The sequence below is a fragment of the Serinicoccus kebangsaanensis genome, from assembly GCF_008919445.1.
Lineage (GTDB): Bacteria > Actinomycetota > Actinomycetes > Actinomycetales > Dermatophilaceae > Ornithinicoccus > Ornithinicoccus kebangsaanensis.
Map to the genome: position 1 here is coordinate 251,930 of NZ_VSLG01000002.1, position 20,539 is coordinate 272,468.

Sequence of the window (20,539 nt, forward strand, 5' to 3'; positions counted from 1 at the left end):
TCGGAGCACCCGTCGACACGCAGGAGGGTCAACGATGACCAGTGCCACCGCCAACCTCGCCCACAACCTGTCCCGGACCGCGGAGCGGGTCCCCGACCGCCCGGCGGTGATCCTGGACGACTTCGTGCTGCCCTACCGCGACCTGGAGCACTCGGTGCGGCAGCTGGCCGGGTGGCTGCGGGCCCAGGGCATCGGGGAGGGTGACCGGGTCGCCCTGATGCTGCCCAACGTCCCGTCCTTCCCGGTGATCTACTACGCCGCGCTGCGGATCGGGGCGGTCGTCGTGCCGATGAACCCGCTCTTCAAGCGGCGCGAGATCCAGTTCTACCTCGAGGACTCCGGGGCGCGGCTGCTCGCCGCGATGCCCGGGGAGGAGGCCGCGGCGGCGGCGGAGCAGACCGGCGTCCAGCTGCTCGCGATCGGGCCGGAGGGCCTGAGCTCCTACGTCCACGGCGACGACGCGGTCGACCCGGTCGAGGAGATCGTGGAGCGCGCCGGCGAGGACACCGCAGTGATCCTCTACACGTCGGGGACCACCGGGCGTCCCAAGGGCGCCGAGCTCACCTGCGACAACCTGCAGACCAACCAGCTGGCCACCACCGAGACCCTGCTCCACCTCGACGAGGACGACGTGGTGATGGGGTGCCTGCCCCTCTTCCACGTCTTCGGCATGACGTGCGGGATGAACACCGCCTTCGACACCGGGGCGGCGCTCACGATGATCCCGCGCTTCGACCCGGCCAAGGCGCTGCAGGTGATCGAGCGGGACGCCGTGACCGTCTTCGAGGGGGTGCCCACGATGTACGGCGCCATGCTCGCCGCCGCCGGCGCCGCGGAGCAGGCGCCCGACCTGTCCACCCTGCGCACCGCCGTGTCCGGCGGGGCGAGCCTGCCGCTGGAGGTGATGAAGCGCTTCGAGGAGACCTTCGGGGCGACGATCCTCGAGGGCTACGGGCTGTCCGAGACCTCGCCGGTCGCGTCCTTCAACCACCCGGACTCCGAGCGCAAGGCCGGGTCGATCGGCATACCGATCCGGGGCGTGGAGATGAAGCTCGTCGGCCCGGACGGGGCCGAGGTGGGCGACAGCGACGAGGAGGACCCGCAGATCGGTGAGATCTGCATCCGCGGGGAGAACATCATGAAGGGCTACTGGGACCGCCCGGACGCCACCGGCGAGGCGATCGACGCCGACGGGTGGTTCCACTCCGGCGACCTCGCGCGGCGGGACGGCGACGGCTTCTACTTCATCGTGGACCGCAAGAAGGACATGATCATCCGCGGTGGCCTCAACATCTACCCGCGGGAGATCGAGGAGCTGCTCTACGAGCACCCCGCCGTCGCCGAGGCCGCCGTCATCGGCGTCCCGCACGACGAGCTCGGGGAGGAGGTCGCGGCCTACGTCGTGCTGGCGCCCGACGCCTCGGCCACCGAGGCCGAGCTGATCGAGCACGTGAAGAGCCAGGTCGCGCCGTACAAGTACCCCCGGTCAGTGACCACGATCGAGGAGCTGCCCAAGGGAGCGACCGGCAAGATCCTCAAGCGGGAGCTGCGGGACTCCTGACCGCGAGCCGCACCGCGCGCGCGTCCGGGGCCAGGACCCGCCAGCGCCCCTGCGCCGCCACGACGTCCACCTCCGGGTCCGCGCAGGAGGGTCGACCCCCGGACACCCACAGCTCGGTCTGCCGACCCAGGCCCGGCCCGACGGCGAAGCCGTCGTCGCAGAGCTCGGTGAGCTCGGCGTTGGCGGAGTCCAAGCGCACCCCGCAGGGCAGGTCCAGCCCGAGGGCGAGGATCGCGCCGGTCCGTGGCGGCACGGCCAGCGGCCGCTCCAGCAGGTCGGTGGGGTCGCCCGGGGTCACGGCGACGGAGGCGGCATACCCCGTCGGGTTGAGGACGTGCAGCATCCGTTCACCCGCGGGAGTGCCGGAGGTCGTGACCACCACGCCCGGCACGTCCGTCTCCAGGCCGAGCCCGCGCCGGGCTCCGAGCCACTCGGTCAGCAGGGTGAACAGCTGCGGGCTGCTCGGCACCTCCGCGGCGACGACGGCCGCGCGCCCCTCGCCGAGCCGGACCCCCAGCCCGCAGAGGTGGCCGTCGACGTCCTCGACGAGGGGGACCGCGCCCTCCGGTCCGCGCAGCTCCTGCCACCAGCCGACCCGCATCTCGCCCCAGGCCGCGGCCGGCCCGAGGCCACGCACGGAGCCGTAGTGCCGGTGGGTCGACCGGACCCGCTCACCGGCGCTGACCCCGAGGGCGTCGGCGAGGGTGGTGCACGGTCGACCGCGGGTGTCCGTCGAGGGCACCGGACCGAGCAGCAGCAGACCACCACCGTCACGGACGTGCCGGACCAGCCGCTGCTGCACCCCGTCGTCCAGCACCTCGCCGCAGGCCAGCGCCACGACGCCCGGGAGCGGCCGCCCGGGGTCGGAGACGTCGACGGCGCTGAACCTCCACCCGTCGAACAGCCAGGACCGGCTCATTGCCTTGTGCGGCCCCGGCCCGCGGTGCGCCTCCAGGTCCCGGACGACCCGCGTCATCGGCTCCGAGGAGGGGTGGTGGTACTCGGTGAGGAAGGCGTCCGGCCAGAAGGCGAGGGCGATGTCGTCCCGCTCCTCGTCGTGGTCGGCCAGCCAGCGCGCGTGCAGGCCCGCCGCGCGGGTCACGGCGGCCGTCGCCGCGAAGGTGAGGCCGCGCTGCCCCTCCGGTCCGATCGGTGCCGCGGTGCCGTGCCGGCGGCCGGTGAAGGAGATCCGGTCGTTGCCGTCGCCCACCTTCTCCTCCAGCGGCGGGTTGATCCCGCCCGCCAGCAGGTAGTAGTTGATCAGCCGGTTGCCCTGCGCCAGGCACAGCCGCACCTTGAGGTCGACGGCGCAGGCGTCGGTGAGGCGGTCCAGCCCGGCCTCGTAGTCACCGGTCCCGGCCTCGAACTCCAGCGAGGTCAGGGGCTGGTCGGGTCCGTTCACCGCCTCCATGACCGCGTTGACGAAGTGGATGTCCGTGGTGGTGGAGCGGTCCATGTCCCCCAGGTAGTGGTCGGACCCGGCCGCGAAGCCCTCCTTGCCGGCGTAGCAGCGGTAGAGCTGGCTGACCCCGATCGCGAAGGGCACGCCGTTGCCGCCCTCGGTGCCGTGGATGTTGATGAGGAGCGGCAGACCGTCCAGGCCGGCGCCACGCACCATCGAGGCGAGGGCGTCGACGTAGGCCGCGAACCGCTCGCGCATGAACAGCCCGAGCTCGACCCGCAGGTCGGCCGCCACCTCCCCGGTCGGGGTGCGCACCAGGGACCGCCACCAGCCCGGGTCGCTGCCGGCGCTGCGTGCGGCCGCGACGAGCCGCCCCGCTGCCGGACGATCGGCATACCGCTCGCTCACCCAGGCGCCGAGGTCGTCGACGAGTCCGTCGGTCAGGTCCGGGGAGTTCGACACCCACGCCAGCATCCCGATCTCGTTGTCCAGCTGCACCCCGATGACCGGGCCGCCGCGGACGGCGCTGCGGGCGGCGAGCACGGGCAGGACGGCGTCGAACCAGCGCTGCACCTCGGCCAGGAAGGCCGGGGCGAGGTAGTCGACGGTCCGGGTCGGGGCCGGCCTGGAGTCCCAGCCGACGGGCACGATCTCCGGGTGCTCGGTGTAGAGCCGGTAGGGCAGTCCCTCGTTCTTCAGCTCGGCCATGACGAACGGGCCGGGCCGGGCGAGGAAGGTCAGCCCACGCTCGGCGGCCAGGTCGACGAAGGCGCCGAGGTCCCGCTCCGCCCGGCTGCTCCCGGTGACGTCGAGGGTGCCGTCCGGCAGCTCGTGCCACAGCCAGGGGATGTAGGACGCGACACAGGTGCACCCCGCCTCCACCAGCAGGTCCAGGCGGTCACCCCACTCCTCGCGGGGCACCCGGAAGTAGTGCACCTCCCCGGCCAGCACCAGGTCGGGTCGGCCGTCGACGAGGATCCTCCGGCGGCGGATCTCGATCCGGGTCATGCGCAGTGCACCTCCAGGGCGGCACCGGACCCGAGGGCCGCGGCGAGGTCGTCGCTGCGCACCGCCACGCCCGCGGTGCGGTAGGGGTTGTCCAGCGGGGTCGTGGTGAGGTCGGTGCTCCCGGCCCGGACCGTGACGGGCCCGTGCCCACGGGCGCCGGGGTGGATACGGACGGTATGCCGTCGCCCGAGCACCGTGAGCTCGGCCTGGACGGTGCCGAGGGCGGGGTCCAGGACCGGGTCGAGGTGCACGAGGTCGCCGTGATGGCGCACCCCGAGCAGGTGCTGGGTAACGATCTCGAGGAACAGTCCCGGCCCGGAGGAGTAGACGCGCCAGCCGCTCTCCAGCGGCACCTCCCCGGCGACGACCTCGGCGTACTGCTCCGCGGCGGCCACCCGGTCGGCCACCGCGGCGTCGGAGGAGGAGAAGTAGGTGTTGGCCTGCCGTGGCTGTGCCGGGGCGACGACGTCCTGCAGGCCGACCGGGTTCGCCTGGGCGAGCGCGTGCAACAGGCCCGGGCCGTCACCGAGCCGGGCCAGTGCCTCGGCCCAGCGCAGGTGCGCGTGCATGTACATGATCCCGACCTCGCGACCGAAGAAGGTGCTCGCCTCGGCGCGCTGGAAGATCTCCATCGGTCCACCCCGGTAGGCGACGGGGCGGTCGAAGAGACGGGCGCCGTCCGGGCCGGTGAGGTGCTCCCGCACGATGCGGGTGTGCCGTCGCACCTCCTCCGGCGTGAGCAGGTCGCCGCTGATGGCGTGGATGATCGGCAGCACCGAGTAGGTCAGCCCGGTCATCTCGTCCCGCGGATGGATGAGCGGGCGGAAGGAGCCGTCCTCCTCGCGGACGCCGTACCCGGCCAGCACCCCGTCGACCAGCAGGTGTCGCCGCAGGTCGGTGACGCCGCGGTCGGCGATCGCCCGGCACCGCTCGGCGAGCTCGGGGTCGGCCCCGCCGACACCCTCGGCGAGGGTGCGCAGGGCGTGGGCCTGCAGCACCACGGTCCAGGTCGAGACCATCCGCCGGGCCAGGGAGGGGTCGGCCGGCTGCAGCGAGTCGTTCCAGTCACCGTGCCCGTAGGCCGGCAGACCCGTCCCCTCGATCAGGGTGCCCTCGACGGCGTCCACCGCGCGCCGGAGGTGCTCGCCGACCGTGGCGTCCCGTCCCTCCTCCGCGGCGGCGAACGGCACCCGCTCGGTCAGCAGGCCGGTGTCGCCGCTGGCCTGGAGGTACTGCCCGGTCGCCAGCAGCGGCCAGTAGACGACGTCGCCGTGCGCGTCGCCGAGACCCGTGCTGCGGTGGCGCGGCAGGAAGTCGAAGGCCTGCGGCCAGTCTCCCCGCTCCTGCTGCGCACCCAGCACGAGCAGCAGCAGGTCGCGCCAGGCACCGTGCTCCCCGAGCGAGCGCAGCAGACCGACGGGCCCCTGCGAGACGTCGCGCGTGCCCCAGGCGCCGCCGGTGTGCTGCTCCAGCCCGCGCGGCGACAGGTAGTGGACGAGGGCGTCGTGGGCGAACCACGGCAGCACCTGGACCAGGGCGGACAGCGAGGTCGCGGCCGGCCCGTCGCCGCCGGGTGCGGACAGGGCCAGCCGCTCGCCCAGGTCGGTCCAGAAGGCGTCGGCGGCGGGGGCGGCAGGCTCACCGTCCACCTCGCTGAGACGAGGGGACAGCTCCAGCGTCCACGCGGCGTGCGGGGTGACGGTGGCGGTCACCCAGGGCTCACCGCGCGAGGCCCCGTCGTCGAAGAGCGGGCCGTCGTCGCCCGGCACGTCCAGGGCGCCGACGCTCCAGCGCAGCCGCAGCGCGCTCGCCGCGGAGGACCGGGCGGCGTTGCTGCCCGGAGGGGCGGTGACGAGCACCTCGTCCGGCCCCTCGGCGCCGACCGCCCCCACCTGTCCCGGCGCGCCGGCCCAGTCGATGCCCAGGGCCACGAGCACCGGCACCGGGTCGCCGGCGAGCTGGTCCACCTCGACGGTCACCGACGAGCCCGCGGCGGGTGCGGTGGTGCGCACCCGCAGGATCCGCTCGCCACGGGCATACCACCACGTGGCGTGGTCGAACCCGTTGCTCCACAGGGAGGGCGTGCCCAGCAGGGCCCACCCCTGCCCGTCGTCGACGAAGAGCCGGAGCCCGTGGGCGCGGTTCAGGCCCAGGTAGCTGCGCCGCAGCGAGGTCAGCACCCCGAGGCTCACGTGACCCTGCGCGAGCTGGGAGCAGAAGGAGCCGTCCATCCAGACCGTGGTGGTCACGTCCCGCTCGTCCGGGACCAGTCGGTCCCCGGTCCGCAGCAGCTGACCGTGCGGGCGCAGCACCGCGGCCTGCTTCTGCGGCGTCACGACGTGGTCGCCCTCGGGGGTGAACCAGCTGATGGGTATGCCCTCGTCCAGCTCGACCTGGCGCCGCTCCTCGGCGGGGCCGACGGCCTGCTCCAGCTCGGCGGTCGTGAGCTGGCGGCACCGGAGGCCGGGGCGGTCCGCCGCGAACAGGCTCCGGGGCGCGGCCGGTCCCGATCCGGCCGCGTCCTCGCCCGGTCGCCCGACGACCAGCCCCAGGTCGTCGGCCTCGATGCCGGTGGCGTGGCGGGCGTCGTCCGGCCCGCTCGCGTCCGGGTGGTCGGCCACGGTGACGACGAAGAACCCGCTGGTCAGCGACTCCCCTGGGGCGAGCCGGTGCGGACGGCTCGTCAGGGCCGCGAGGGTGTGCTCCCGCTGGAACCGGGCGGAGGGCAGCTCCTGCGCCAGCCCGGGCCAGGGCTCACCCTCGACCCGCCCCCGGCCGGTGAGCTGGATCGCGTCGGTCGCGAAGGCGTCCGCCCCGGTCAGGCACCCCAGCATCCCCCACGGGGAGGTCGGGCCGGGCATGTTCTGCCGGATCGCCAGGGCCGTGCCGCGCTCGCCGACGTCGACCGGCGTGACGTCGAGGTACTGGCTGACGTAGAGCGCGCTGCCGGCCACGGCGCCCGGCCCGGCCAGGGCCAGGTCCTGCACGCAGAGCAGGTCGACCTCGACGGTCGAGGCGCCGGTGTTGGTCACCTCCACCGTCCAGGTCCATCCGGGGGAGTCGTGGTGCGCGCGGCGCACCCAGCGCCACGCCAGCCCGCCCGCGAGGTCCCGCCCCACGCGGGCCACGGCCCCGTCCACCTGGACGTGCGCCACCGGGCCGTCCGAGGCGGTGCCGACCAGCGGCAGCGGATGGATCCCCGCGTGGTCGCGCCGCCTGAGCCACAGCCCGGCCACCCCGTCCTCGAGCTCGCTCGCCGGATACAGCAGCAGGTCAGCGACCTGCGACGACGCCGAGCGCAGGGCCCCGCTCGAGGTCGAGCGCAGGATCGTCGCAGGGCCGGCCGAGGCGTCCTCGCCGCTTGCGCTTTCGCTCATGACAGGACAAAGTAAGCGCTTACGAGCGATGGCGCAACGGACAGCGGAGGAGCAGCACCACCAGATGACCCGCCGGCCCAACGTCCTGCTGATCCTCACCGACGACCACGCCTCCCACGCCGTGGGCGCCTACGGCTCGCGGATCAACACCACCCCGCACCTGGACCGGATCGCCGACCGGGGCGTGCGTTTCGACCGGTGCTTCGTCACCAACTCGCTCTGCACGCCGAGCCGCGCCTCGATCCTCACCGGGACCTACAGCCACGTCAACGGCGTGACCACGTTGTCCACCCCGATCGACCCCACCCAGCCGACGTTCCCCTCACTGCTGCGGGAGGCGGGCTACCGCACCGGGCTGGTGGGCAAGTGGCACCTGGGGGAGGGGCCCGCGCACCAGCCGCAGGGGTTCGACCACTGGGAGATCCTGGTCGACCAGGGGGAGTACGTCGACCCCACGATCGTCAGCGCCTCCGGCACCCGGACCGAGCCGGGCTACGCCACCGACGTGCTCACGGACCTCGCGCTGCGGTGGTTGGACTCGCTGGACGGTGAGGAGCCCTGGTGCCTGCTGCTGTGGCACAAGGCACCGCACCGGCCCTGGATCCCCGCGCCACGGCATACCGGCATGTTCGTCGACCCCATCCCGCTGCCGGAGACCTTCGAGGACGACCACGACGGACGCGCCGAGGCCGTGCGACGGGTCTGGATGAGCGTGGCCGACCACCTGGGCGCCGAGGACCTCAAGGTCGACCCGCCGCCGGAGCTGTCCGGGGCGGAGCTGACCCGGTGGAAGTACCAACGATGGATGGAGGACTACCTGCGCTGCGTGCAGGCGGTCGACGAGAGCGTGGGGGCGGTCACCGAGGCGCTCTCCTCCCGCGGGGAGCTCGACGACACCGTGCTCGCCTACAGCTCGGACCAGGGCTTCTTCCTCGGGGACCACGGATGGTTCGACAAACGGTTGATGTTCGAGGAGTCGATCCGGATGCCGCTGCTGGTGTCCTACCCGCGGTCCGTCGGCGCCGGCGGCGTCCACGACGGCATCGTCTCGAACGTCGACCTCGCGCCGACCATCCTCGAGGCGTGCGGGGTGCCGGCCCATCCCCGGATGCAGGGGCGCAGCTTCTGGCGTGACCTCGTCGGGGGCGACGCCCCATCACCCGCGGAGGGGCTGTACTACCGCTACTGGGAGCACGCGGACGGCAACCACAACGCCCCCGCCCACTACGGCTACCGGACGACGACGCACAAGATCGTCTACTACTACAACGACCCGATGGGGCTGCCGGGCACGACCGGCGAGGCAGGCCCGCCGGAGTGGGAGCTCTACGACCTGCTGGACGACCCGGCTGAGCTGCGCAACGTCGCCGACGACCCCGCCTACGCGCAGGTGCGGGAGGAGCTGGAGGCCCGGCTGTGGCGCGCCCAGGCCGAGCTCGGCGACGAGCCGCACCCCGGTCAGCCGGTGCCGCGGCTGCTGGAGGGGACCCGGGAAGCGACCGGAGGGTAACCTTCCGTGAGCTGCGCAGGGACGAGGAGGTGCCGATGAGCTCTGACGGGACGGGCCGGCGGCCGACCATCTACTCGGTGGCGGACCGGGCCCAGGTGTCCATCGCCACGGTGTCCCGGGTGCTCCGTCGCCCCGACGAGGTGCGGCCCGCCACACGGGACCGGGTGCTCCAGGTCGTGGACGAGCTCGGCTACGTCCCGGACGGCGCGGCGCGGTCGCTCGCGGTCAAGTCGCACGAGGCGCACGGCCTGGTCCTGCCCGAGCTCGGCGGGCCGTACTACGCGGACCTGCTCACGGGGTACGAGCAGGGTGCGGCCGACGGCGGCGCGAGCGTGGTCGTGCTGCTCACCGACGGGAAGGCGGACGTGGACCTGCTGGTCCGCCGGCTGGCCGGCCGGGTGGACGGCATCGTCCTCATGGGGGCCGTGCAGGTGGCGCCGACCACGGTCGCGGCGATCCGGCGCAAGCTGCCGGTGCTGGGTCTGGCGAACAGCCACGAGGAGTCGGTGGAGAGCTTCGTGACGGAGAACGTGCACAGCGCGGAGGAGCTCACCCGCCACCTGGTGGAGGTGCACGGGCGACGCCGGCTGCGCTTCGTCGGGTCACCCGACATCGCGGACGACGTCCACGACCGGTATGCCGGATTCGTCGCCGCGCACCAGGCGGCAGGTCTGGAGGCGGCGCCGCCGGTCCCCGCGACCTTCAGGGAGGAGGACGGTCCGCGGGTGGCCGCCCTGCTGCTGGAGGGCGAGCTGGAGGCGGACGCCCTGGTCTGCGCCAACGACGAGCTCGCCCTGTCGGTGATGCGGCACCTGAGCGCCGGCGGGGTGTCCGTGCCCGACCAGGTCAGCGTGACCGGCTGGGACGACGGCATGGCCGCGCGCTACGTCACCCCGGGGCTCACCACGGTGAGCCAGCCGGTCCGCGAGCTGGGTCGGCAGGTGGCCGTGCGCATGCGGGCCCTGCTGGAGGACCCGACGTCGGTGCCGGAGCAGCACCTGCTCCCGACCACGCTGGTGGTCCGGCAGTCCTGCGGCTGTCCGTGAGGGGACTGTCCGCAGGCCCTGCCGGTGCCACCCTGCTCAGAAGTTGAACTTCTTGCGATCGTGTCGGCGACACACGCTCGGGTGGCGGAAGATGACCCGACCGCCGCGGCGGGCGACGAACCTGCCGTCGCTGCAGAACACGTTGCGTGGTCCCGTGTTGGGCCCTTCGTTCCGCAGCCACCGCCACGCGTTCTTGTCGGCGCAGCTGCTGAACCGGCGGAAGTACTCGTAGCGGACACCGTCCCGGACACGGGAGTCGGTGCGGTGGTACTTGCCACCGGGCACGCAGAAGCTGGTGCCGACGTAGCCGTCCACGGACCCGTTGGGGTTGCACCACTTCCACGGCTCCGAGTAGGTGGGGTGGCCGCTGTAGTCGCGGCACCACCACCAGGTCGACGGCGCCGCCATCGCAGGCCGTGCCCCGGGCACGGACTGCAGGGTCGTCAGTCCGAGGCTCACGCTGAGCACGCCGACCGCGCGGAACATCGAGCGGCGCGAGAAGGCCGACCTGATGATGTCGAGCCGGACCTGGCTCTTGCTCGATGTCTGTGGGCGGACCTCCGTGCTGGGCAGGTCCTGCAGGGACAGGGTCATGACGTCGCTCCCTTCTGCTCCCAGGAGAGCGATCGAAGCTCGTCCAGGAAGCGCAGTGGCTCGCGTTGCTGGGCGTCCCCCGTGTCGGTCGGGATGACGTTGACGACCGCGGACCTGGACGCGAGGCGGAGTCCGTACTGCGGTCGCGGATCCTCGTCCAGGGTCAGGTCCACGCGCCACACCTCTCCTGCTCGGACGCGGGCACCGGACCACTGCGGCACCGCCGCCAGGCTCGCCGTGGCCGGGGTGATCTCCACCTCGCCGACGCCCTCCACGCCGGTCGCGAACTCGGCGACCATGACCCCCAGCTCTCGGTCCGCGGTGGGCCTGACCTGCAGGCCGTCGGGGGTGTCGTCGAACAGCAGCCCGTCGAAGAGGGAGAGCGCGTCGGAGTCCTTCTCCCCGGGCAGGAGCAGCGTGGACATCTCGTGCCACCGGCCCTCCCAGACCGCGATGCCCTGGGTCTCCCGCTCCCGGCTGTGGGCCACGAGGAGCGTGCCACCCTGCATGGAGATCTGTTGCGCCACGTCGGCGGCGAGCAGGTGCTCCATCAGACCCCGGGCATTTCCGCGCGGCGAGATGTTGAACTCGTGGTTGAAGGCGGCATCCGGGCGACGCCCGTCGACCTTGCCGCGTCGGACGATGACCCGTTGGTTCCAGATGTCGTTCACCTGGAACCCCGGCACGTCCAGGACGACGGTGGAGCCGTCTGCCATGGTGCACCTCAACGAGGGCGTGGTCTTGGCCTCGACTGTCATGAACTCCAGTCCTTTCCGAGGATCTGAGCTAGTGGTTGGTGAGGTAGATCGTGACGATGGAGACGAGTGCCGCGATCAGCATCGCGACTTTCACCACCCCCTCCCGTGCTGCGAGCCGGGCGTCCCATGCCGCCCGGTCGTGAGAGGCGTGTCGCGAGAGGGACATCAGGGCCCGCCCGGCGCCGAACGATGCCCCGGCGATCAGGGCTGCCGGAAGATCGGCCCACGCGACGACGGCCACCAGGGCCAGGTGAGGCACGGGACTGGTCATGAAGGTGCGCAGCCCCGTCCCCATCTCGACGCCGAACTGGAGCGGACCGGCCCGCGGGCCGCGGCCCTCGATGTACTCGGGCACCTGACGAGCGTTCTGCGGCAGGGGGATCGGCAGCCCGGCCTGGCGGGCCAGCGCCAGCACGGCCACCAGGGCGACCAGGGCGTTCAGCAGTGCGTCCGGCATCCAGGGGCGCAGCAGGGCAGCACCGAGGACGCACGCCGCCGCCGCCGTGAAGACCCCTCCCACCAGGAGACCCACGACGAACCATCCGTGACTCGCGCCTCGCCAGACCGACGAGCTCAGCATCGCTGAGTTGTGGCTTCATACCGAGCCCGAGATGGCATACCCGGCGGCGAGGGCGAGGACGACCCAGGGCAGGACTCCCTGACCTGCGGGCAGCGTGGCTGCGAGGACGGCCAGGGTGCCGATGAGGAGGGCAGGCGCGGCGGGCCGACCCAGCAGTGCCTGGAGGACCGTCGGCCGGTCAGACGCGGTCACGCGCCCTCCCGCGCCAGATCCGCGGTCAGCTGCGCCATCACGTCTGCCAGCACCTCGGGCGAGCCGACCGGCTCGACTCCCACGATGCTCCCGGTCTGCTCCACCAGGACCAGCGCGGGTGTCCACCCTGGCTCGACCGAGCGGAAGGCCGAGGTGTCCAGGACGACGTCGACGTCGGAGTCCTGGGGCACGCCGCTCGGGGTGTCGTCCCAGCTGAGGACGACCGCCCGCACGGTCGCGGGGAGGCCGGTGGCGCAGCGCAGGAAGGTGGGCAGGACAGCCTCGCAGCTCTCGCACCCGGGTGAGGTCACCAGGATGGCCGAGACTCGGGCCGGCATCGAGGGACGCAGGACGTCGGCAGCGAGATCACGGTCTCCCCCGACGCTCACCGCCCGCTGCAGCCGTGCCACCTCTCGGCGGAGCTGCCCCATCTGGCCGACCAGACCGACTCCGGCCAGGACCAGGAGCACCACGCCGGCCAGGGCGATCAGCGCGACAGCCTCGTAGAAATCCACTCCTACCCCTCCCGTGGTTGTCGTCAACCTAGCGCTGGCTCCGCACCACCGCAACCAACCGCGTCACCCCCTTGTGCGTCCCGGTGGGTGCGTGTACGGTAGCCGAAGATGTAAGCGCTTACGACGCGGTGAGTGACGGACGGCGGCCACCCGGACGCCGCAGCCTCATCGCCTCGGCGAAGGAAGATGAGGAGTTCTCCATGCGACGTTCCACCCTGCTGGTCGCCCTGACGACCACCGCGCTGGCGCTCACCGGCTGCGGCCGCGACGAAGGGGGCTCCGGCGCCGACGGGGCACCCCAGACGGGCGAGGCGGTGTCCACCGACAACCTCTCCGGCGAGCTCGAGGTCTGGGCCATGGGGGCGGAGGGTGAGGCGCTGCCCGATCTGGTCGCGGGCTTCGAGGAGGAGTACCCCGACGTGTCCGTCAACGTCACGCCCGTGCCGTGGGACTCCGCCCACGAGAAGTTCGTGAACTCCATCACCGCCGGGACGACGCCGGACGTCGCCATGATCGGCACCACCTGGATGGGCGAGTTCGCCGGGATGGACGCCCTGGACCCGACCCCCGGCTCGATCGACACCTCGAAGTTCTTCGAGGGGGCGCAGGGCACGACCGAGGTGGACGGCACGTCCTACGGCGTGCCGTGGTACGTCGAGACCCGGATGGTCTACTACCGGTCCGACATCGCGGGCGAGGCCGGCTACGACGATGTCCCGACCGACCAGGCGGGCTTCAAGGAGATGGCCGCCGCGATGCAGGAGCAGGACGGCGTCGAGTGGGGCATCAGCCTCCAGCCCGGCCAGACCGGCTCCTGGCAGACGGTCGTCCCCTTCGCCTGGTCCGGGGGCGCGGAGATCGCCAGCGACGAGGCATACACCCTCGACACCCCGGAGATGGCGTCGGCCGTCGACTACTTCGGCAGCTTCTTCACCGACGAGATCGCCGACGCCAACCCGCCGGAGGGCCAGACCGAGGCCACCTTCACCGACGGCAGCGTCCCGATGTTCGTCTCCGGCCCCTGGATGATGAGCCTGGTCGAGGACTTCGCCGCCGAGGGTGGCGAGGACGGCTTCGGCGAGATGTACGACGTCGCGCCGATCCCCGCCACCGAGGGTGGCGAGTCCAGCTCCTTCATCGGCGGCTCCAACCTCGGCGTCTTCGCCGACACGGAGAACCGGGACGCCGCGTGGGCGCTGGTCGACTGGCTGACCCAGCCCGAGACGCAGGTGGAGTGGTACGACATGACCAGCGCCCTGCCGTCGGTGCAGTCCGCCTGGGACGACTCGGCGCTGACTGAGGACGACAAGCTGGCCAAGTTCGGCGAGGAGCTGACCACCGCGCAGGCACCGCCGTCCTTCCCCACCTGGGAGCAGGTCGCGGCCGCCTTCGACGCGGAGATGGAGAAGGTCGCCAAGCAGGGCCTGTCCGGCCAGGAGGCCGTGCAGACCGCGCAGTCCCAGGCCGACTCGATCGGCACCGGGCAGTAAGCCACCGCCGATGACCACCGCGACGTCCTCGTCGCCGGCGCAGCAGCCCGGCTCCACCGGCTCCCGTGACACCCGCCGGTCACGCTCCTCGCGCGCCCCTGGCGCGGCGCGCGAGGAGCGGGCCGGATGGCTGCTCACGCTGCCGTTCCTGCTGCTCTTCGGGATCTTCACGGCCTGGCCGGTCATCCAGTCGGTGTTCTTCTCCGTCACCGACATCACCAACCGCGACCTGCGAACCCCGTTCCAGGTCAACTTCGTCGCCTTCGAGCAGTACGCCAAGGCCTTCGCCGACCCGGTCTTCCGGCAGGCCGCGCTCAACACCGCATACTTCGTCCTCATCGGGGTCCCGCTGACGATGACGGTCGCGCTGGCCGCCGCCGTCGCCCTCAACACCGGGATCACGCGGTTCCGGTCCGTCTACCGGCTCGGGTTCTACACCCCGGTCATCACCTCGATCGTCGCCGTGGCGGTGGTCTGGCGCTTCCTGCTGCACCCCGACAGCGGGCTGGTCAACACCGTCCTCGGCTGGGTCGGGATCGACGGCCCCAACTGGCTCGGCTCCACCACCTGGGCGATGCCGTCGCTCATCGCGATGGCGGTCTGGCGCAACTTCGGCACCGCGATGATCATCTTCCTCGCCGGTCTGCAGTCGGTCCCGCAGCAGCTGCACGAGGCGGCGGCGATCGACGGCGCGAACGCCTGGCAGCGCTTCGTCAACGTGACGGTGCCGATCCTGCGGCCGACCATCCTCTTCGTCTCGGTCACCACCGCCATCGGCTACCTGCAGTTCTTCGAGGAGCCCTTCGTCATGACCCAGGGCGGGCCGCTGAACAGCACCATCTCGGCGTCGATGTACACCTACCAGCAGTTCAGCTTCGGCAACTACGGGTATGCCGCCGCCCTCAGCTACCTCATCTTCCTCGTCATCGCGATCGTCACCGCGCTGCAGTTCCGCTTCCTCTCCGAGAAGGAGGACTGAGCGATGGGTGGCGTCGGTGCCCGCTCCCGGTGGTGGCTCTACCTGCTGCTGACCGTGGCGCTCCTGGTGGTCATCACCCCCTTCATCTGGATGGTGCTGGGGTCGTTCAAGACCAACGCCGAGCTGCGCCAGGTGCCGCCGACCTGGTGGCCGGAGAACGCCACGCTGGAGAACTTCCGGCAGCTGTTCAGCCGGCTGTCGTTCGGCACCTACTTCCGCAACTCCACGGTCGTCGCCGTCGTCGTCACGGTCGGCAACCTGCTCTTCTGCTCGATGGTGGGGTATGCCCTCGCGATGCTCCGGTTCCGCGGGAAGCGGCTGATCTTCGCGCTGATCCTGGGCACCCTGATGATCCCCGGCGTCGTCACCTTCGTGCCGCTCTTCGTGCTGGTCGCCAACCTCGGTCTGGTGGACACCCTGCCCGGCCTGTTCCTGCCCTTCCTCGTCGGACCCTTCGGCGTCTTCCTCATGCGGCAGTTCGTGCTGGGGCTGCCCAAGGACCTGGTCGAGGCGGCCCGGATCGACGGCGCCGGCGAGTTCCGGATCTTCTTCCAGGTCATCCTGCCGCTGCTGACCCCGGCGCTGGCGACCCTGGGGATCCTGACCTTCCTCGGCAGCTGGAACAACTTCCTCTGGCCCCTCGTGGTGGCACAGACCAACGACACCTACACCCTCCCGGTCGCGCTCGCGCTCTACTCGACGGGGCAGAACGAGCAGCAATACGGCCTGCTCATGGCGGGCGCCACCATCGTCGTGCTGCCCGTGCTCGTCGTCTTCCTCATCTTCCAGCGGCGGTTCATCCAGGGGATCGCCACCACCGGCATCAAGTGACCACAGCCGAGAAGTCCGCTCCGAAGGAGAGATGAGATGTCCCACCTCGACCCACGTCATACCCCGCTGTCCCGGCGGGCCGTCCTCGCCGGCGGCCTCACGGCCGGCGCCGCGGTGGCGGCCCCGGTCCCCGCGCTCGCCGGTGACCGGGGGCACCCCCGCCCGCACCCGCGACCGCACCTCAAGGCCGTGCGGCGCTGGACGAAGGACACCTGGGCCTCGATGGTCGCCATGACCGACGAGGGCACCGGGCTGGTATCGGACAACATCACCGGCGACCTCGCCACCCCAGGTCTCTACACGTCGCCCACCAACATCGGCGGCTATCTCTGGTCGACCATCGTGGCGCGCGACCTGGGCCTCATCAACCGCGGCCAGGCGTCCAAGCGGATCCGGCAGACGCTGCGGACCCTCGAGGGCATGGAGCACCACGAGGCCAGCGGGATGTACTTCAACTGGTACGACCCCCGCGACGGCTCGGTCATCTACGAGTGGCCGGAGAGCGGCGACCCGGTCGTGCCCTTCGTCTCCAGCGTCGACGCCGCGTGGCTGGGGTGCGCCCTGCTCGTCGTGCGCAACGCCGACCGGGCCAACCGCAGGCTGGCCGGGCGGATGTTCGAGCGGATGCGCTTCGACGTCTTCGCCGACCCGACCTTCGACAAGCCCTACCTCAACTACGGCGGGTTCTACCTGGAGGAGCCGACCCGGCTGCTCAGCCCGCCGGCGACCGAGCCGCGCGACCTCATCGACGCGGGCGAGCCGGTCTGGTACACCGCCGACCACCACTACGACACCATCGTGTCGGAGACCCGGATCACCACCTACCTGGCGATCGCCAAGGGCCAGGTGCCGCCGCAGGCCTACTTCCAGGCCTGGCGGACTTTCCCGCCGGACTGGACCTGGCCGGAGATGCCGCCGGTGGGCGAGTGGCAGACCTACCTCGGCGTGGACGTCTTCGAGGGCGCGCACGACTACCTGGGCCGGGCGACCGTGCCGGGCTGGGGCGGTTCGATGTTCGAGGAGCTCATGCCCAACGTCTTCGTGCCGGAGGAGCGCTGGGCGCCGAGGTCGTGGGGCCGCAACCACCCGAACCACGTCGCGGTGCAGCGGCTGCACGGGATGGAGGAGTACGGCTACTGGGGCTTCTCCCCGGCCAGCCACCCGGCCGGCGGCTACTCCGAGTGGGGCGTGGACGCGCTCGGGCTGAACCCCGAGGGCTACTTCTCCGACGTCGAGCGCACCGACCGGGTGCACGGCCAGCCCGAGCCCGACTACGGCGACGGCGTCGTCACCCCGCACGCCGCCTTCCTGGCGATGATGCACGAGCCGCGGGAGGCCTACCGCAACCTCGCCAACATCGAGGCGGACTTCGACAGCTACGGCCCCGGCGGGTTCTACGACGCCATCGCCACCCAGTCCGGTCAGGTGGCGCAGCGCTACCTGTCCCTGGACCAGGCGATGATCATGGGAGCGCTGGGCAACGTGCTCGGCCACGGGATGCTGCAGCGCTACTTCGTCCGGGGCGAGGTCGAGTCGCAGCTGCGCCCGGTGATCGCACCCGAGGAGTTCGGCGCCAGCGCATGAGCCGGCTCCGCCGCAGCACCACCCCGGACGGCGTCAGCTACCGCGACCTCAACGGCAACGGCCGGCTGGACCCCTTCGAGGACAGCCGGCTCGACCCGGCCGAGCGGACCTCGGACCTGCTCGGCCGGCTCGGCCTGGACGAGAAGATCGGCCTGCTCTTCCACACGGTGATCGAGTCGGGCCCCGGCGGGACCGTGCTCGACGGCCCCGGGGCGATCAGCAAGTCGGGCACCCGGCACGTCGTCGTCGACAAGGGCGTCAACCACTTCAACGTGCACGCCCTCGGCACCGCCCGCGAGGCGGCCCGGTGGCACAACGCGGTGCAGGAGCTCGCCGAGACCACGCCCCACGGCATACCCGTCACCATCTCGACCGACCCCCGCCACGGCTTCAGCGAGAACGTCGGGGCCAGCTTCGCCGCCGGGCACTTCTCCCAGTGGCCCGAGCCGCTGGGCATCGCGGCGCTGGGCGACGTGGACGTGTGCCGGCGGTACGCCGAGGCGGTCCGGTCGGAGTACGTCGCCGTCGGGATCCGCGCCGCGCTGCACCCGACCCTGGACCTGGCGACCGAGCCGCGGTGGGCCCGCCAGATGCATACCTTCGGGTCGGACCCGCGCCTGGTCTCGGAGCTCGGCCTGGAGTTCCTCCGCGGGCTGCAGGGAGAGCGGCTCGGTCCGGGCAGCGTGGCGGGCACGGCCAAGCACTTCCCCGGCGGCGGGCCGCAGGCGGACGGCGAGGACGCCCACTTCCCCTACGGCCGGGAGCAGGTCTATCCGGGGGGTCGGTTCGCCGACCACCTCGCGCCCTTCCGGGAGGCGGTCGCGGCCGGCACGGCGGCGGTCATGCCGTACTACGGCATGCCGGTCGGGCTCGACCTCGACGGCGGCGCGGTGCCCGAGGTGGGCTTCGGCTTCAACGAGCGGATCATCACCGGGCTGCTGCGCGGCGAGCTCGGCTACGACGGCGTGGTCCTCACCGACTGGGAGCTGGTCAACGACAACCACGTGGGCGACCAGGTGCTGCCGGCCCGCGCCTGGGGCGTCGAGCACCTGGACCCCGCCGGCCGGATGCAGCTGCTGCTGGAGGCCGGGTGCGACCAGTTCGGCGGCGAGGAGTGCGTGGAGGTCCTGGCCGGGCTGGTGCGGTCCGGGCGGGTGAGCGAGGAGCGGATCGACGCCTCGGCGAGGCGGGTGCTGCTGGTGAAGATGCAGCTCGGGCTGTTCGACGACCCCTTCGTGGACGAGGACGCCGCCGAGGCGGCGGTGGGGTCACCCGACACGGTCGCGGCCGGGCTGGAGGCCCAGGCGGCGTCGGTCACCGTGCTCGCGGACGAGGGCGGACTGCTCCCGCTCGAGGGCACCGACCGCCGCGTCTACGTCGAGGGTATGCCGGTGGAGGCGGCCCGCGCGCTCGGCACCGTGGTGGAGCGTCCCGAGGACGCCGACCTGGCGGTCCTGCGGCTCGCGGCGCCGCACGAGCCCCGCTCCGACCTCTTCCTCGAGGCGTGGTTCCACCAGGGCTCGCTGGACTTCCCGCCCGGCCTCCCGGTGCGGCTGGCCCGGCTGCGCGCGCACTGCCCGGTCGTCGTGGACGTCACCCTGGACCGGCCCGCGGTGCTGGGCCCCGTCATCGACGCCGTCGACGCGGTCGTCGCGAGCTTCGGCTCCGGGGCCCCGGCGCTGGTGCGGGCGCTGCAGGGCGAGGCCCGTGGGCGACTGCCCTTCGACCTCCCCCGGTCCATGGCCGACGTGCGGGCGCACCACCCGGACCAGCCCGGCTTCGACGACCCGCTGCTGCCGCGGGGACACGGCATACCCCTCGGCGTGCGGGTCTGACCAGAGTCGGCGAGCAGTCGCGGGTCCTAGGAGGTCCCGCCGCGGCGCTGCAGATAGCCCTCGGCGGCCCGCTGCCCGCTCACCATCGCGCCCTGGATGGAGCCGGTGTCCATGTGGTCACCGGCCAGGATCAGCCCCGGCTCCACCTCCAGCGCCGTCCGGTCGCGCAGCGGCGCCGGCTGGGCGGGGAGGGCGTAAGGGATGTCGTCGCGCCGGAGCAGCTCCCAGTCCTGGGTCGGCATGCCGTAGATGCCGCCGAGCTGGCGCAGCACCGCCTGGTCGTCGACGGGCTGCTGCCCCGCCCGGAGCAGGCTGCTGGCCTGGACCAGGTGCCGACCAGAGGGTGCGTAGGACGGTGCCGCGTTGGAGATGACCGCCGTGTTGACCACGGGGCCACGCGCCTCCCGCTGGTCGATGACGAGCAGCGCGTGCTCGGTCGGTGCGTCGGGGACGGCATACCAGTGGGTGGTGACCCCCTTGGCCGCCGGCGCCTCGTGGCCGGTGAGGGCGGTGGCCGCCTCGGCGCCGGTGGCGACCACCACCAGCTCGGCGGTGATCTCCTCGCCGTCGGCGCTCCGCACCTTCCCGGGCTCGACGGAGACCACCTCGGTGCCGAGCTCGACCGGGGTGTGCAGGGTGCCGGCCAGCTGGTCGGGCAGCGCCTGCATGCCGCGCTCCGGCAGCGCAGGTCGGCCGAGCGCGAACATGCGGGTGAGCATGTGGGTGAAGGCCGTCGAGGTGCTCCCGTCGTCCTCCAGCAGCACGCCGCTGAGGAACGTGTCGACCACCCGCCGGAGGGGACCGTGCAGGCCGGCGGCATCCATCGTCTCCACGCGCGAGCGGTCCTCGCGGCCGTCGCGCAGCGTCCAGTCCGCCCGCATCGCCGGGGCCGCCCAGCGCGCCAGCGAGGCCAGGCTGGAGGGGTGCAGCTTGCCCGAGCGCATGGTCTGACCGATGAGCTGCGGCTCGCGTCGGGGGTCGGCCATGACCAGCAGCTGGTCGGTGCGGTCCGAACGGGCGGCCAGGCCGGCGCGGAACGGCTGCAGTCGCAGGGCCGAGACGTCGATGTGCGACTGCACCATGGGGTAGGCGGGGTTGAGCAGCTGAAACCCGCGGTCCAGCAGGAAGCCGTCCACCTCGTCGGTCCTGACCCGACCTCCGACCGCGTCAGCGGCCTCGAGCACGCGGACGCTCACCTGCCGCTCCTGGAGGGTGCGGGCACACGTGAGGCCGGCCAGACCAGCCCCGACGACGACGACATCGACAGACGTGGACAT

16 protein-coding genes are annotated in these 20,539 nt (G+C 72.4%); 8 read left to right on the top strand and 8 right to left on the bottom strand.

From position 1 onward, the window contains the following. The first annotated feature begins 34 nt into the window (after positions 1-34). Entirely contained in the window at positions 35-1,561 is a 1,527-nt protein-coding gene (locus FXF60_RS03295) for a long-chain-fatty-acid--CoA ligase (protein WP_151523832.1), read from the top strand. Here FXF60_RS03295 and FXF60_RS03300 read toward each other — a convergent pair. Both FXF60_RS03300 and FXF60_RS03305 read right to left on the bottom strand, forming a co-directional pair. Then, a complete protein-coding gene (locus tag FXF60_RS03300; RefSeq protein WP_151523833.1) occupies positions 1,536-3,971 on the bottom strand; it encodes a beta-galactosidase in 2,436 nt (811 codons plus the stop codon). The genes FXF60_RS03295 and FXF60_RS03300 overlap by 26 nt on opposite strands. Then, the gene (locus tag FXF60_RS03305) at positions 3,968-7,348 is read right to left on the bottom strand and encodes a GH36-type glycosyl hydrolase domain-containing protein (RefSeq protein ID WP_151523834.1); all 3,381 of its coding nucleotides are present in this window, start codon (positions 7,346-7,348) and stop codon (positions 3,968-3,970) included. Before FXF60_RS03305 ends, FXF60_RS03300 begins: the two co-directional genes overlap by 4 nt. A gap of 28 nt (positions 7,349-7,376) precedes the next feature. On the opposite strand from FXF60_RS03305, the gene FXF60_RS03310 reads away from it, so the two are divergent. Both FXF60_RS03310 and FXF60_RS03315 read left to right on the top strand, forming a co-directional pair. Continuing rightward, entirely contained in the window at positions 7,377-8,858 is a 1,482-nt protein-coding gene (locus FXF60_RS03310; protein WP_238335675.1) for a sulfatase family protein, read from the top strand. A gap of 35 nt (positions 8,859-8,893) precedes the next feature. Further along, positions 8,894-9,904 carry a LacI family DNA-binding transcriptional regulator gene (locus tag FXF60_RS03315; RefSeq protein WP_151523835.1) on the top strand — a complete coding sequence of 337 codons (1,011 nt, stop codon included), beginning with the start codon at positions 8,894-8,896 and terminating at the stop codon, positions 9,902-9,904. A gap of 36 nt (positions 9,905-9,940) precedes the next feature. Here FXF60_RS03315 and FXF60_RS03320 read toward each other — a convergent pair whose 3' ends face one another. The 5 genes from FXF60_RS03320 to FXF60_RS03335 form a co-directional block, all read right to left on the bottom strand. Then, on the bottom strand, positions 9,941-10,498 hold the full coding sequence (locus FXF60_RS03320) for a hypothetical protein (RefSeq protein ID WP_151523836.1): 558 nt from the start codon (positions 10,496-10,498) through the stop codon (positions 9,941-9,943). After that, complete coding sequence (locus tag FXF60_RS03325) at positions 10,495-11,214, bottom strand: hypothetical protein (protein WP_151523837.1); 720 nt, start codon at positions 11,212-11,214, stop codon at positions 10,495-10,497. The genes FXF60_RS03320 and FXF60_RS03325 overlap by 4 nt, the downstream gene beginning before the upstream one ends. 70 nt (positions 11,215-11,284) lie before the next feature. Further along, positions 11,285-11,788, bottom strand: a complete 504-nt coding sequence (locus tag FXF60_RS03330; protein ID WP_202879538.1) for a hypothetical protein — start codon at positions 11,786-11,788, stop codon at positions 11,285-11,287. A 63-nt stretch (positions 11,789-11,851) separates the two neighbouring features. Then, on the bottom strand, positions 11,852-12,028 hold the full coding sequence (locus FXF60_RS16430; RefSeq protein ID WP_192796572.1) for a hypothetical protein: 177 nt from the start codon (positions 12,026-12,028) through the stop codon (positions 11,852-11,854). Continuing rightward, positions 12,025-12,543 (bottom strand): hypothetical protein, encoded by a 519-nt coding sequence (locus tag FXF60_RS03335; protein WP_151523839.1) that lies wholly within the window; start codon positions 12,541-12,543, stop codon positions 12,025-12,027. The genes FXF60_RS16430 and FXF60_RS03335 overlap by 4 nt, the downstream gene beginning before the upstream one ends. 200 nt (positions 12,544-12,743) lie before the next feature. Here FXF60_RS03335 and FXF60_RS03340 point away from each other — a divergent pair, with 200 nt between their 5' ends. The 5 genes from FXF60_RS03340 to FXF60_RS03360 are packed head-to-tail and all read left to right on the top strand — an operon-like array spanning position 12,744 to position 19,262. Next, positions 12,744-14,033, top strand: a complete 1,290-nt coding sequence (locus tag FXF60_RS03340; RefSeq protein WP_151523840.1) for an extracellular solute-binding protein — start codon at positions 12,744-12,746, stop codon at positions 14,031-14,033. Positions 14,034-14,043: 10 nt separating this feature from the next. Further along, positions 14,044-15,012: a carbohydrate ABC transporter permease gene (locus tag FXF60_RS03345; protein WP_151523841.1), complete on the top strand. Its 969-nt coding sequence runs from the start codon at positions 14,044-14,046 to the stop codon at positions 15,010-15,012. 3 nt (positions 15,013-15,015) lie between these two features. Continuing rightward, a complete protein-coding gene (locus tag FXF60_RS03350) occupies positions 15,016-15,843 on the top strand; it encodes a carbohydrate ABC transporter permease (RefSeq protein ID WP_151523842.1) in 828 nt (275 codons plus the stop codon). 36 nt (positions 15,844-15,879) lie between these two features. Then, positions 15,880-17,427, top strand: coding sequence for a glucoamylase family protein (locus FXF60_RS03355; RefSeq protein ID WP_151523843.1), 1,548 nt, complete (start codon positions 15,880-15,882; stop codon positions 17,425-17,427). After that, the gene (locus FXF60_RS03360) at positions 17,424-19,262 is read left to right on the top strand and encodes a glycoside hydrolase family 3 protein (RefSeq protein ID WP_151523844.1); all 1,839 of its coding nucleotides are present in this window, start codon (positions 17,424-17,426) and stop codon (positions 19,260-19,262) included. The genes FXF60_RS03355 and FXF60_RS03360 overlap by 4 nt, the downstream gene beginning before the upstream one ends. A gap of 26 nt (positions 19,263-19,288) precedes the next feature. Here the strand turns inward: FXF60_RS03360 and FXF60_RS03365 are convergent, their stop codons facing one another. Further along, on the bottom strand, positions 19,289-20,539 hold the full coding sequence (locus FXF60_RS03365) for an NAD(P)/FAD-dependent oxidoreductase (RefSeq protein ID WP_151523845.1): 1,251 nt from the start codon (positions 20,537-20,539) through the stop codon (positions 19,289-19,291).

Coding starts and splice junctions, on each gene's coding strand:
- FXF60_RS03295 (WP_151523832.1), top strand. CDS start 35: ATGACCAGTGCCACCGCCAACCTCGCCCACAACCTGTCCCGGACCGCG.
- FXF60_RS03300 (WP_151523833.1), bottom strand. CDS start 3,971: ATGACCCGGATCGAGATCCGCCGCCGGAGGATCCTCGTCGACGGCCGA.
- FXF60_RS03305 (WP_151523834.1), bottom strand. CDS start 7,348: ATGAGCGAAAGCGCAAGCGGCGAGGACGCCTCGGCCGGCCCTGCGACG.
- FXF60_RS03310 (WP_238335675.1), top strand. CDS start 7,377: ATGGCGCAACGGACAGCGGAGGAGCAGCACCACCAGATGACCCGCCGG.
- FXF60_RS03315 (WP_151523835.1), top strand. CDS start 8,894: ATGAGCTCTGACGGGACGGGCCGGCGGCCGACCATCTACTCGGTGGCG.
- FXF60_RS03320 (WP_151523836.1), bottom strand. CDS start 10,498: ATGACCCTGTCCCTGCAGGACCTGCCCAGCACGGAGGTCCGCCCACAG.
- FXF60_RS03325 (WP_151523837.1), bottom strand. CDS start 11,214: ATGGCAGACGGCTCCACCGTCGTCCTGGACGTGCCGGGGTTCCAGGTG.
- FXF60_RS03340 (WP_151523840.1), top strand. CDS start 12,744: ATGCGACGTTCCACCCTGCTGGTCGCCCTGACGACCACCGCGCTGGCG.
- FXF60_RS03345 (WP_151523841.1), top strand. CDS start 14,044: ATGACCACCGCGACGTCCTCGTCGCCGGCGCAGCAGCCCGGCTCCACC.
- FXF60_RS03350 (WP_151523842.1), top strand. CDS start 15,016: ATGGGTGGCGTCGGTGCCCGCTCCCGGTGGTGGCTCTACCTGCTGCTG.
- FXF60_RS03355 (WP_151523843.1), top strand. CDS start 15,880: ATGTCCCACCTCGACCCACGTCATACCCCGCTGTCCCGGCGGGCCGTC.
- FXF60_RS03360 (WP_151523844.1), top strand. CDS start 17,424: ATGAGCCGGCTCCGCCGCAGCACCACCCCGGACGGCGTCAGCTACCGC.
- FXF60_RS03365 (WP_151523845.1), bottom strand. CDS start 20,539: ATGTCCACGTCTGTCGATGTCGTCGTCGTCGGGGCTGGTCTGGCCGGC.